The organism is Paracidovorax citrulli, from assembly GCF_900100305.1.
Lineage (GTDB): Bacteria > Pseudomonadota > Gammaproteobacteria > Burkholderiales > Burkholderiaceae_C > Paracidovorax > Paracidovorax citrulli.
In genome coordinates this window covers 109,281-121,359 of sequence record NZ_FNEY01000005.1, presented here as the reverse complement: position 1 = coordinate 121,359, position 12,079 = coordinate 109,281, and the positions used below count along the sequence as shown (strand labels likewise).

Annotated in this window: 10 protein-coding genes; 7 read left to right on the top strand and 3 right to left on the bottom strand. The window is 67.1% G+C overall.

Translation table 11 applies throughout. The features are described 5' to 3' along the window. Nucleotides 1–101 precede the first annotated feature (101 nt). Nucleotides 102–581: a bacterioferritin gene (gene bfr, locus BLR99_RS05195; RefSeq protein ID WP_011794646.1), complete on the bottom strand. Its 480-nt coding sequence runs from the start codon at nucleotides 579–581 to the stop codon at nucleotides 102–104. 480 nt (nucleotides 582–1,061) lie between these two features. On the opposite strand from bfr, the gene xopAC reads away from it, so the two are divergent. From xopAC to BLR99_RS05160, 7 genes are all read left to right on the top strand, one after another. Continuing rightward, a complete protein-coding gene (gene xopAC / locus BLR99_RS05190) occupies nucleotides 1,062–2,633 on the top strand; it encodes a XopAC/AvrAC family type III secretion system effector (protein ID WP_017438883.1) in 1,572 nt (523 codons plus the stop codon). A 134-nt stretch (nucleotides 2,634–2,767) separates the two neighbouring features. Continuing rightward, the gene (gene lgt / locus BLR99_RS05185; RefSeq protein WP_011794648.1) at nucleotides 2,768–3,580 is read left to right on the top strand and encodes a prolipoprotein diacylglyceryl transferase; all 813 of its coding nucleotides are present in this window, start codon (nucleotides 2,768–2,770) and stop codon (nucleotides 3,578–3,580) included. A 282-nt stretch (nucleotides 3,581–3,862) separates the two neighbouring features. Then, nucleotides 3,863–4,531: a GntR family transcriptional regulator gene (locus tag BLR99_RS05180; protein ID WP_011794649.1), complete on the top strand. Its 669-nt coding sequence runs from the start codon at nucleotides 3,863–3,865 to the stop codon at nucleotides 4,529–4,531. After that, nucleotides 4,528–6,021, top strand: coding sequence for a malonyl-CoA decarboxylase (locus tag BLR99_RS05175; protein WP_011794650.1), 1,494 nt, complete (start codon nucleotides 4,528–4,530; stop codon nucleotides 6,019–6,021). The genes BLR99_RS05180 and BLR99_RS05175 overlap by 4 nt, the downstream gene beginning before the upstream one ends. A 116-nt stretch (nucleotides 6,022–6,137) precedes the next feature. Next, complete coding sequence (locus tag BLR99_RS05170; protein ID WP_011794651.1) at nucleotides 6,138–7,151, top strand: Bug family tripartite tricarboxylate transporter substrate binding protein; 1,014 nt, start codon at nucleotides 6,138–6,140, stop codon at nucleotides 7,149–7,151. A 292-nt stretch (nucleotides 7,152–7,443) separates the two neighbouring features. After that, entirely contained in the window at nucleotides 7,444–8,238 is a 795-nt protein-coding gene (locus BLR99_RS05165) for an enoyl-CoA hydratase/isomerase family protein (protein ID WP_011794652.1), read from the top strand. 85 nt (nucleotides 8,239–8,323) lie between these two features. Then, entirely contained in the window at nucleotides 8,324–9,943 is a 1,620-nt protein-coding gene (locus BLR99_RS05160) for a malonate--CoA ligase (protein WP_074686908.1), read from the top strand. 113 nt (nucleotides 9,944–10,056) lie between these two features. Here BLR99_RS05160 and BLR99_RS05155 read toward each other — a convergent pair whose 3' ends face one another. Further along, nucleotides 10,057–10,827: a Fic family protein gene (locus BLR99_RS05155; RefSeq protein ID WP_011794654.1), complete on the bottom strand. Its 771-nt coding sequence runs from the start codon at nucleotides 10,825–10,827 to the stop codon at nucleotides 10,057–10,059. A 479-nt stretch (nucleotides 10,828–11,306) separates the two neighbouring features. Beyond that, nucleotides 11,307–11,753 (bottom strand): universal stress protein, encoded by a 447-nt coding sequence (locus BLR99_RS05150; protein WP_011794656.1) that lies wholly within the window; start codon nucleotides 11,751–11,753, stop codon nucleotides 11,307–11,309. Between the last annotated feature and the right edge of the window lie 326 nt (nucleotides 11,754–12,079).

Below are 12,079 nucleotides of genomic sequence, written 5' to 3'. Positions count from 1 at the left end.
GCTGCCTGCCGCGCGGCAGGCAGCCGCTGCCGGGCGAAAAAAAGCCGCACCGGCGACGGTGCGGCTTTGTTCCATGGGGGCGCGCCACGGGCGCGTCCGGATCAGGGCGTGCCGGGGGCGGTCTGCGACTGCAGGTAGTTCTGCAGGCCCACGCGATCGATCAGGCCCAGCTGCTTCTCGAGCCAGTAGGCGTGGTCTTCTTCCGTGTCCTTGAGCTGCGCGAGGAGGATGTCGCGGCTCACGTAGTCGCGCACGCTCTCGCACAGGTGCACGCCCGTCTGCAGGGCGGCGCGCACTTCGTATTCGGTGTCCAGGTCCTTGCGCAGCATCTCGGGCACCGTGGTGCCCGGGGTGAACTCGCGGGGGCGCATGTCGGGCAGGCCGCCCAGGAACAGGATGCGGCGCAGCAGCGCGTCGGCGTGCTGGGTCTCTTCCTCCATCTCGTGGTTCAGGCGCTCGTAGAGCTTCACGAAGCCCTGGTCCTCGTAGATCCGCGAATGGATGAAGTACTGGTCGCGCGCGGCCAGTTCGCCGCGCAGCAGATCCTTGAAGTAATCGATGACCTGAGGGTTGCCCTGCATGGTGTGCTCTTTTTCCTTGTTTTTGTGAGGCTGGGAGTATGGCGCCGTTGCGTGGCGTTGTCGCACAAAGCCCCCGCCGCGGCGGTTTGCATGCGTACGGGGATCAGAATCGTTCGCGTTGTCCGATGCTTGGGTGCATGGCCGGTTCGCTACCTGCAGCGATGCTTCGCGCAAGTCCGGAACGGCGTTCGGTCCATTTCTAAGATACATGAAATTGCCTCGGAATTTCTCGTGAAATCATCGTTCGTAGATCCGTCTTCACGGCGCAGCACCACTGCCGCGGCATCCGGGGAGGGCCCCAGCACCCGGCGCCCACCCTTGACGCATCGCTCACCGCTCGCCCGTCCGGCGGAGCTGTCTCCGAGAACTGCCGCCGGTTCACCGTATTCCGGTGCACCCGCTCCCCGGCAAGGCTTTGCGTTCGACCGCGGAGGGCTCGCGCCGGACCGGCACAGGGTGTCGGAAACCGCCAGGAGGAGCGTGCTGGACACAGGCTCGGCTTCGAGGAGGGATTCTTCGGCAGGCGGTTCGGCGCTGACCGCGGCGGAAATTCGCCAGTTGCTGAGCCAGGGCAAAAGCCGGCAGAAGGTGGTGCTCGGAAGGTTGCTGGAGGCGTGGGCAGGCCCTCTGTCCGTGAAAACCAAAATCCTCAAAGCCCACGCGCAAGATTCCGAAATGCTGAAGCTGGAGAGGGAAAACATCAGCAGCCTGCCAAATGGCATCTCCCTGCTGCCGCGTTTGCGTATCATCAATTTGAATGGCAATCCGTCGCTGCAGGAGTTGCCGTCCGATTTGGTCCACGCGCCTGCATTGGAACGAATCCAGGCCAACGAGTGTGACCTGCGCAAGTTGCCGGAAAATATTGGTGAGGCTCGCGCGCTGATCATGCTGGACGTCAACGACAACAGGCAACTGGAAGCGTTGCCCGGATCGATGGCGGACCTTCAAAACCTCGAGGTGATAGAAGCGGCCCGGTGTGATCTGACCCGCTTGCCGGAAGGAGGATTCGGACCGGCGGTCACCAGGATCAGTCTTCAGCACAATCCACGTCTTGACCGATTGCCGGAAAAATTCGCCAGCGGGCCTTCCATCAAGCATTTGGATCTGGAGGGCTGCTCGCTGACGCATATTCCCGCCGGGGTCGCGTCCCTGCCGGAACTGAAGTGGTTGAACCTGGGGAAAAATGCAGGCTTGCAGCATATTCCGCCGCTCCTCGACTTGAAGCGGGTGCATGTCGTGACGCGAGGCTCGCAAATCAGGTTGATGGACCTGGTTTTAAGCCAGCCCATCAGTCCGGAGGTGCGCAAGGAGTATGAACGCAGGTTCAGGAAGGCGCAGAAGTACTGGAGCACGATTCAAAAGCGGATCGCCACTGGCGGCGCCAACGTATCGCAGAAGGCGCGAGCGGCTCGCCTGGATGTGGATCGGGCAAGGGCTGGTGTGTCCGATACCGCCCGGTCCACGCTATTGGCAGGTCGCAATTGGGAAGCCGCCGACCGCCAGGTCAGGCAGTGGGTAGAGCAGGGGTACCCCCTGGATACCGAGCACCTCAAGCAGCTGAATGCCCTGCTGGGCAGAGATGTCCAGCCCTTCGGTGATCCCGAAGCGGTTGAAAAATTCGAAGCCCGCTTCGGGGAGTTTCGCCGGATGCCGACCGGGTTCCCCCAAGATGGCTCAAGAGCTCTCGTTGTGGACGAGCGGGAAGTGGGTGCTGAAATGGCCCATTTCGATGAATGGTTCGAACAGGCGTCGGCCCAGGTGGCGCAGGGGAGAATGAATCCCGCCGAACTTTCGGCCGCGACGGTTCAGCGCTTGATCAGCATCCATCCCTTCGCCGATGCCAATGGCCGTACAGCCCGGCTCGCGGGCGACTGGGTGCTGATGAGCCATGGTCTTCCTCCGGCCGCCAGTCCGAAGAAACTCATCATCGTGTTTTCCGAGGGGCGCAACTTCGAGGGGCCTGAACAGGCCCTCGCTTCGACGATCCAAGGCTTGGCCAACACCGTCGAGATGTATGGAAGGCACCTGGGCCTGAAAATCAAAGCACCCTGAAGCGGGCCGGGTTCGCCCGGGGCCGATGCATTGGGCGCAGTCAGTGAGGTGGCGCAGGCCAGGCTCCCTCTCCCGGTGGGCAGTGGGGCGGGCCCCGCTGATGCGGCGGCGCGGCGGGCACAATACCGCCCACCATGCTCATGTACCCGCATATCGATCCCATCGCCCTGCAGATCGGGCCGCTCGCCATCCACTGGTACGGCCTGACCTACCTGGCCGCGTTCGGCCTCTTCATGTTCCTGGGCACGCGCCGGTTGCGGCACGAGCCGTATGCCTCGCTCACCGGCGCGCAGGCCTGGACCCGCAAGGACGTGGAGGACATCCTCTTCCTGGGCGTGCTGGGCGTGGTGGTCGGCGGGCGGCTGGGCTACTGCCTCTTCTACAAGCCGGGCTACTACCTGTCGCATCCGCTGGAGATCTTCTATATCTGGCAGGGCGGCATGAGCTTCCACGGCGGGCTGCTGGGGGTGATCGCGTCGATGGTGTGGTTCGCCCGCTCGCGCCACCGGCCCTGGCTGCAGGTGGCGGACTTCGTGGCACCCTGCGTGCCCACGGGGCTCGCCGCCGGGCGGGTGGGCAACTTCATCAACGGCGAACTCTGGGGGCGGTTCTGCGACCCGTCGCTGCCCTGGGGCATGGTGTTCCCGCAGAGCGGCTCGATGCTGCCGCGCCATCCTTCGCAGGTGTACCAGTTCCTGATGGAAGGCCTGCTGCTGTTCGTGCTGCTGTGGCTGTATGCGCGGCGCGAGCGCCGGCAGGGCGAGGTGGCGGCGGCGTTCCTCGTGGGATACGGGTGCTTCCGTTTCATCGCCGAATATTTCCGCGAGCCGGACGCGTTCCTCGGCATCCTGTCGCTGGGCATGAGCATGGGCCAATGGCTCTGCGTGCCGATGATCGTGGCCGGGGTGCTGCTGTGGGTGTGGGCGCGGCGGCAGCCGGCGCGCTGAGAGCTCCCCGGCCCCGAAGCCGGGAGGCGGGCTCCGTCTCCGGGTAGAGCGGGTGCCCGCCCGGCGTCTGATACCGGTGGCGCACCGGGTGGCGCACTCGCTGCGCCGCGCGCCGGCGGGCGGTGTACCGGATGGGCAACGCCATCTGGCCACGGGTGAAAATCCTACGTGACGGCCCTGTTGAAGCTGCTCATAATTATGAGAAATTATGGCGCGGCGACCGGGATATGTCCGCCCCTGCCATTCTTCGGTTCCTGAAAGGCCTTCGCCGGCATCTTTTCCATGCGCATACCGACAGCCTCCCTGCACGACAACGTCGCCGAACGCCTGCGCGAGCAGATCTTCGCCGGGGAGTTCGCGCCGGGCGCCTTCCTGGATGAAACGGCACTGTGCGAGCGCCTCGCCATTTCCCGCACCCCGCTGCGCGAGGCCCTGAAGGTGCTCACGGCCGAGGGCCTGCTGCGCCATGAGCCCCGGCGGGGCTGCTTCGTGGCCGAGGTGACGGAGCGGGACCTGGACGAAATCTTTCCCGTGATCGCCCTGCTGGAGGGCCGCGCCGCGCACGAGGCGACGGTGCGCGCCGGCATGGCCGACGTGGCTGCGCTGGAGGTGCTGCACGAGCGGCTGCAGGAGCACGCGGCGGCCGGGCGCATCGCCGAGTACTACGCGGCCAACCATGCCATCCACGAGGCCTTCATCGTGCTGGCCGACAACCGCTGGCTGGCCCAGGTGATCGGCGACCTGCGCAAGATCCTGCGCCTGGCGCGGCTGCAGCAATTGCATGCGCCCGGCCGCCTGCAGCAGAGCCTGGCGGAGCACCTGGCGGTGTTCGCCGCGCTGCGGCGCGGGGACGCCGAGGCCGCCGAGCAGGCCATGCGCAACCATCTTCTCGCGCAGCGCGTGGCGCTGCGCGACATCGCCCGCCACCACCACTCCAGGATCGCTCCATGAATGCCGCTTCCGAATGGATCACGCGCAGTGTCGCCCGCCTGCGCACCGAAGCCCCGCTCGCCGACCTCGATGCCGCGGGCGCGGCAGGCGGTGGCCGCCCGCCCGCCGCTGCCGCCCCGGCCGCCGCGCCGGCCAAGGCTCCGCCGCCGCGCTCCACGTCCGAGCGCCTGGCCGCCACGCTGCGGCGGGGGCAGGAGGCTCTGTCCCCGCGCGCGCTGCGCCGGCTGCTGGCCGATCTGCAGGCGGTCGCGGCGCCGCAGGCCAGCGAGGTGGAGGGGGGCCGGCAGGCCGAGGCCGTGGCGGCCTGGTACGCGGAGGCCAAGCCCGAAGAGCGCCGCGACATGTGGCTGCTGATGTGCGAGCAGTTCGCGCCCGACGCCACGCGCTTCAAGACGGCGCAGAAGCGCTACGAGGCCGCCGCCGGCACGGAGGACGAGGCGCACGCGGAAGTGCACCTGCGCCGGGCCCTGGTCTCGCCGCGCACGCGGCTGCTGCAGCGCTTCGCGGTGTTTCCGCAGGGCATGCGCTTCCTGGTGGACCTGCGCGCGGAACTGCTGCCGCAGCTCAAGGGCGACAAGCGGCTGCTGCCGCTGGACGCGGAGCTCGAGCAGTTGTTCTCCACCTGGTTCGACGTGGCGTTCCTGGAACTCCAACGGCTGTCGTGGGATTCGCCGGCGTCGCTGCTGGAAAAGCTCATCAAGTACGAGGCCGTGCACGACATCCGCAGCTGGGCCGACCTGAAGAACCGGCTGGACAGCGACCGCCGCTGCTACGGCTTCTTCCATCCGCGTCTGCCGAACGAGCCGCTCATCTTCGTGGAGGTGGCGCTGGTCAACGAGATCTCGGACAGCATCACGCCGCTGCTCGACGAGGACGGCGCGGAGGTGGATATCGCGCGCGCCAATACCGCGATCTTCTATTCGATCAGCAACACGCAGACGGGACTGCGCGGCGTGAGCTTCGGGGATTCGCTCATCAAGCACGTGGTGGAAACGCTGTCGGCCGAGTTCCCGCGGCTGCGGACCTTCGCCACGCTCTCGCCGATTCCGGGTTTCCGCGCATGGCTCGGCAAGCACTGCGCGGGCATGCTCGAAGCCATGGACGACAAGCGCCGCGCCGAACTGGGCCGTGCCATCGGCTCGGAGGCACCGCAGGCCGCGCAGGTGATTGCCGCGGCCGAGAATGCGCTGGAGCTGCCCGTGAAGTCGCCGCTGCGGCAGTGGCTGCTGCACTGCGCGGCGCGCTACCTGGGGCGCGAACTGCAGGACGGCCGCCCTGTGGATGCGGTGGCGCGCTTCCACCTCGGCAACGGCGCGCGCGTGGAGCGGCTCAACTGGGCGGGAGACCCGTCTTCCAAGGGGCAGAAGCAGTCGTTCGGCCTCATGGTGAACTATCTCTACGACCTCAAGCGCATCGACAAGCACCGTGCGCTCCTGGCCCAGGGGCGCGTGCCGGTGTCGGGAGACATCGACAGCCTGTGCCGCGGCTGAGTGCCTTTTGCCGGCCATGCCGGCATCGTTTTCGGATATCGGATCGACGGATAAAAAAGAGTGTTCCCGGCGGCATGGCCGCCCCTTCACCACAACGACGACAGGAGACAAGACCGATGCCAGTGAACCCTTTCCAGGCGCCCGCAGCGGCGCTGCCCCGGCGCGCCCTGCTGCGCGGGGCTGCCGCCACGGGCCTCGCGCTCGCCGCGGGCCGCGCCCTCGCGAACGACCCCTGGCCGGCCAAGCCGGTCACGCTGGTGGTGCCGTTCCCGGCCGGCGGCGGCACCGACGCGTTCGCGCGACCGCTGGCGGCGCAGTTTTCCAAGTCCACCGGCAAGACGCTGGTCATCGACAACCGCGGTGGTGCCGGCGGCACGGTGGGCGCGAGCTATGCGTCGAAGGCCGCGCCGGACGGCTACACGCTGTTCATGGGCGGAACGCACCACGTGATCGCGCCTTCGATGTATCCGCGGCTGGACTACGACATCGAAAAGGATTTCATCCCGCTGGCGCTGCTGGCCAACGTGCCGCAGGTGCTGGTGGTGAACCCGCGCAACGTGCCGTTCACGGCGTTTCCGGCCTTCCTCGACCACGTGCGGCGCAATCCGGCCAAGCTCAACTACGCATCGGCGGGTTCGGGAACCTCCCACCACCTGGCCGGAGAGCTCTTCAAGCTGCAGTCCAATACCTTCATCACGCACATTCCCTACCGGGGCGCAGGACCGGCGCTGCAGGACCTGATCGGTGGCAACGTGGACATGATGTTCGACGGTCTGGGCTCTTCCGCGGCGCACATCAAGGGCGGGCGCATCCGCGCGCTGATGGTGTCGGGCAAGCAGCGCAATCCGGCCTTCCCGGATGTGCCGTGCGCGGCCGAGGTGGGGTTGCCCGACTACACGGTGACCACGTGGTACGGCCTCTGGGCGCCCCGCGGCACGCCGGCCGACCTGCAGGCGCGCATCGTCGAGGAGGTGCGCCGCATCGGCGCGGCCGACGAGATCAAGGCCGTGTGGGCGAAGAATGGCGCCGATTACGGCGGGCTCACGCAGGCGCAGTTCGGTGCCATGGTGGGGGCGGAGGTGAAGCGCTGGGCGCAGGTGGTGAAGGCTTCCGGGGCCAAATTGGAGTGAACCCCCCTGAGGCGCTGCGCGCCTTCCATGCAGCCGCCAGAGACGGCAGCCCTTCGGGCACGTCCAAGCCTGCGCAGGCAGGCTCGGAGCCGCGGCCCTCAGCCCCTTTCTCGCGCTGCGCGCGGAAGGGGGGACGACGCCTGTGGCCCGGCGGAGCCGGTTCCACGGCGTCTGCTCGCATTGGCCTGCTCCGCGGCCTCTCGATCGGGTGGCATTGCGTGGATTCCGGCATTTGTCGGCGTGGCGATGGTCGGGTGAGCAGATGAACTTTTGTTGAACAGGGGGCCGTGGAATGGCGGGTGGTGAGGTCGGGGTGGTCTGGCCGCAAGGGGGTGCGCAGGAAGGGCGTGGCATCGTGCGTGTCACGTTGCGGCATCCGGGGCGGCTCAATGCCATGTCGCGGGCGATGTGGCGGCAGTTGCGGGAGGTGTTCGAGGGCATCCAGGCCCGCGAGGACGCGCGCTGCGTGCTCATCGAGGGGGAGGGCGATGCCTTCTGCGCGGGGGGCGATATCTCCGAATACCCGGCGTTCCGGTTCGATCCCGGGAGCCTGCGCGACTTCCACGAGCACGATGTGTGGGGCGGGCTGTCGGCGATGCTGGCGTGCGACGTGCCGGTCGTCGCCGTGATCCGTGGTGCCTGCATGGGCGCCGGGATGGAGATCGCGGCCTGCTGCGACGTGCGGTTCGCGGCGGTATCCGCGCGCTTCGGCGCACCGATCGCGCGGCTGGGGTTCCCGATGGCGCCGCGCGAGGCCGCGCTGGTGGCGCAGGCCGTGGGCGATGGCCTGGCCCGCCGCATGCTGCTGGAGGCCGCCACGTTCGGCGCGGGGCCGCTGGCCGCGCAGGGTTTCCTGGCGGCCGTGGTGGCGGACGACGGACTGGCCGCGCAGGCGTGGGCGAGCGCGGAGCGCATCGCGGCGCTGGCACCCGAGGCGGCGCGGCTCAACAAGCAGACGCTGCGCGCGTGCCGGCAGGCTGCCGGCGGCGCTCCGCAGGCCGTTTCCGATCCGTATGCCTACGCGGCCGGCGCGGAGCACCGCGAAGGCATCTCCGCTTTCCTGGAAAAGCGGACACCTCGGTTCTGAGTCACGCATTCCTTCATCTTCTTCCGGCATCCATCCGAGTTCGCCGTTTCCCAGTTTTCATTCGTCCATCCATTTGCTCATCACCATGTCTTCCCAACCGCTCGCACCGTCTTCCCCCGCACCGGAGCCCGCACCGTCCGCCGGCCACCAGAACCTCTACAGCGCCCTGCGCGCCGCCTTCCCGGCGGACCTGGACGGCATCGCCGTGGAGGCCACGTCGCCCGAGGGGCTGCCCCTGCACTACAGCTGGGCGGACCTGGAGCACGCCAGCGCGCGCATCGCCAACCTGTTCGCCTCGCTGAAGCTGCCCGAGGGCAGCCGCATCGCGGTGCAGGTGGAGAAGTCGGTCGAGGCCATGCTGCTGTACCTCGCGACACTGCGCGCCGGTTTCGTGTTCCTGCCGCTGAACACCGCCTACCAGAGCGCGGAGATCGAATACTTCATCGGCAATGCCGAGCCGGCGGTGGTGGTCTGCACGCCGGCGAATTTCGGCTGGGTCTCCAAGCTGGCCTTTACGGCCGGTACGGCGCACGTGTTCACGCTCGGCGACGACCGCACGGGCACGCTGCTCGAGCGCGCGACGCACCATTCCAGCGTGCACGAGCCGGTGGCACGGTCGGCGGATGACCTCGCCGCCATCCTCTACACCAGCGGCACCACGGGCCGCAGCAAGGGCGCGATGCTCACGCACGGCAACCTGCTGTCGAACGCACTGGTGCTCAAGGACTACTGGGGCTGGAAGCCCGGCGACGTGCTGATCCACGCGCTGCCGATCTTCCATGTCCACGGCCTGTTCGTGGCGATCCACGGGGCGCTCATCAACGGCAGCCCGATGGTCTGGTTCGCGAAGTTCGACCCGAAGGCCGTGATCGCCGCGATGCCGCGAGCCACGGTGTTCATGGGCGTGCCCACGCTCTACGTGCGGCTGCTGGCCGAGCCCGCGCTGAACCGCGAGTGCACGGCCCGCATGCGCCTGTTCGTGGCCGGCTCCGCGCCGCTGCTGATCGAGACGTTCAAGGAGTGGCAGGAACGCACGGGCCACACCATCCTGGAGCGCTATGGAATGAGCGAGACCATCATGCTCACCAGCAATCCGTACGCGGCCGACCCGCGCCACGGCGGGCAGGAGGAGCGCCGCGGAGGCACCGTGGGCTTCCCGCTGCCGGGCGTGGGCCTGCGCGTGGTGGACGACGCCGGGCAGCCGGTGGCCACCGACGAGATCGGCCACATCCAGGTGCAGGGCCCGAACGTGTTCCAGGGCTACTGGCGCATGCCGGAGAAGACGAAGGAGGAGTTCGCCGTTGACGCGCAGGGCGGCCGCTGGTTCAAGACGGGCGACGTGGGCAAGGTCGATGCGCGGGGCTATGTCCACACCGTGGGGCGCAGCAAGGACCTCATCATCTCCGGCGGCTACAACGTCTATCCGGCCGAGATCGAAGGCTTCATCAACGAGATGCCCGGCGTGGCCGAGAGCGCGCTGGTGGGCGTGCCGCACCCCGACTTCGGCGAGGTGGGCGTGGCGGTGGTGATCGGCAAGCCCGGCGCGCAGCCCGATGGCGAGGCGATCATCGCGCAGCTCAAGGCGCGCCTGGCGAACTTCAAGATTCCGAAGCGCTGCTTCGTGGCCGCCGAGCTGCCGCGCAATACCATGGGCAAGGTGCAGAAGAACCTGCTGCGCGAGCAGTACAAGGGGCTGTTCGGCTGACGCTGGCACCCGATGCAGCCATTTGTTCGTGCCTGCGGCTTATTCCTGGGTCGCCGATGGATCCGGCTTTGTCATGCCGTCTGGTCACCGGCTGCAACCACCTGGCTGAAAAGTCAGGATGGGAGATGGGCCACCGTGGCGTATCCGGGCGCCGCGGGGTTTGCCGGCGCCTTCGGAAGGTGCTGCAATATCAGTAGCGCGGCGTCTTCCACGCCGAGATTCAGATCGAAATTCCCTTGGCTCCAGTCTGGAGCAGGAAGTCCGAATTCGTGGAGGATGCGTTCGGCCATCAGCCTGCTCACGCGTCCGTTTCCATCCATGTAGGGGTGGATGGCAATGAAGTTTTGCTTGAAGTGGGCCGCCACCAAGGCGCCCTCCAGGGCACCGCCGTGCCTGGGTTGGCGAAGCATTTTCTTGACTTCGTCGCAGAGTTTGTTCAGATCCGCGGGTATCTGGTTTGCCGGTCGAAAGACGGTTTTCCCCGTCTGGGATCTACCGGATACAGTGGATAAGGTTGGCCAAGGAAGGGCCATGAATGAAGCCCCATGCTGCCGAATCTTGGCAATTTCCGAAGAGTCATATGTTCTCAGGGCCAACCCGGCGGGGGCAGCGGCCCAGGACTGGCGAATCTGGGCAGGCTCGATGCGATGCTTGCCGCGGACCAGTGCCAGTGCGTAGTCGAAGGACAGCTTGCCCTTGAGGGTGCCAAACCTGTCGTCGGGTGCGTATGCGACCGAATGCACGACATGCAGCAATTCGGAAGAAAGCTCGCTCTTGAGACGCCCGAGCGGGATGCTTGCCAGGACCTCGCGCGCCATCTGCTCTGAGGCATGGGCAAGTGTGCCGTGCTGACTCAGCCGCCGGATCTCGGTCCGGGGCTGCATTTGGCCCCGGACCGAAACTGGGCGGGCAGGTGCGCCTTGCAGTCCCTCAGGTGTCGTATGGCGGTTTGTCTTGCGGTTTGCGGAGGGCGTCGGGTGCGTGGTTTGTCTGGTGGAGGAGAGCGTATGGAAAGACGATGACTTTCTGCTACCTACGGTGGGACTTGGCATGGCTGTGTCTGTATGCGTTCACTGCATCCATCCTCTCAGCAACCGAAAAATGGACCCGAGACGATCGGAAGCGCGATACATGCACGCGAAGCAATCCATGCAGGAGCGTCGTTTGGCGCTAACACTATGGAATGGCCGTCCCATGCGGGTTGCTCCACCAAAGGGCCGCCTGCGGCGTTGACACCCGCACTTCCAGCCACTTAGCGGGGCAATGTGATCTCCGCCATAGCGTTACACGTTCTGACTCTTCCTGGTGGGGAAAGTCTTCGGTATGGGGCAGCGTTTGCCGGCCACCGGCCGGCCGCACCACTTCAGCGCAGCACGAGCACGGGCACCTTCGAGTGCGTGAGCACGTGCTGGGTCTCGCTGCCCAGCAGCAGGCGCTTGATGCCCTTGCGGCCGTGCGAGGCCATCACGACGAGGTCGCAGTCGTGCTTGGTGGCCGCGGCGATGATCGCCTCGGCGACGAGGTCCGACTTGGTCACCACGGGCTTGACCTTCACCCCCTGGGCATCGCCCAGCTGCCGGATGCCGTCCACCAGCGCCTGGGCGTTGGTGGCCCACTGGCTCTCGATGCGCCGCGCCTCGGCGGCATCCACCGGCGAGCCGCCCTCGAAGTAGCTGCGCGGGTAGCGCGGCACGACCTTGAGCGCGACCACGCGGCCGCCCGAGAGCCGGGCCAGGGACAGCCCGTGCTCGACGGCCTTGGCGGACAGGTCGGAGCCGTCGGTGGCGATGAGGATGCGGCGGTAGGACATCGTTGTTCCCTCCTCTGGATGAGTGCGCCGATGCCGGGCTGGCGGGAGCGCGTGGTGATGACTCTGCTGCAGGATAGGTGGGTGGGCGCCTTCCTGTCTTGATGCGCGTCAATGCAGCTTGGTGCGGCGCGTTCCTGCGTCGGCCGGCAGGGCTGCAGCCAGGGCGCTTCGCCTGGCGCAATGCGGGTTCGCCTGCAGGGCGGCGTGGCGATGAAAGTCCTCCGAGCATCGGCGTTTTTCCAGGAATTCCTTCCGTGTTCCGTGACCTGAATGCCCTCCGCAGCCCTTCCCCGGAACGGCGGACTGCAGTCTCCGGGGAAGGTGCA

Bases quoted from the DNA above. Each gene is read 5' to 3' on its own strand.
- bfr (WP_011794646.1), bottom strand. From the start codon at position 581: ATGCAGGGCAACCCTCAGGTCATCGATTACTTCAAGGATCTGCTGCGC.
- lgt (WP_011794648.1), top strand. From the start codon at position 2,768: ATGCTCATGTACCCGCATATCGATCCCATCGCCCTGCAGATCGGGCCG.
- BLR99_RS05180 (WP_011794649.1), top strand. From the start codon at position 3,863: ATGCGCATACCGACAGCCTCCCTGCACGACAACGTCGCCGAACGCCTG.
- BLR99_RS05175 (WP_011794650.1), top strand. From the start codon at position 4,528: ATGAATGCCGCTTCCGAATGGATCACGCGCAGTGTCGCCCGCCTGCGC.
- BLR99_RS05170 (WP_011794651.1), top strand. From the start codon at position 6,138: ATGCCAGTGAACCCTTTCCAGGCGCCCGCAGCGGCGCTGCCCCGGCGC.
- BLR99_RS05165 (WP_011794652.1), top strand. From the start codon at position 7,444: ATGGCGGGTGGTGAGGTCGGGGTGGTCTGGCCGCAAGGGGGTGCGCAG.
- BLR99_RS05160 (WP_074686908.1), top strand. From the start codon at position 8,324: ATGTCTTCCCAACCGCTCGCACCGTCTTCCCCCGCACCGGAGCCCGCA.
- BLR99_RS05155 (WP_011794654.1), bottom strand. From the start codon at position 10,827: ATGCAGCCCCGGACCGAGATCCGGCGGCTGAGTCAGCACGGCACACTT.
- BLR99_RS05150 (WP_011794656.1), bottom strand. From the start codon at position 11,753: ATGTCCTACCGCCGCATCCTCATCGCCACCGACGGCTCCGACCTGTCC.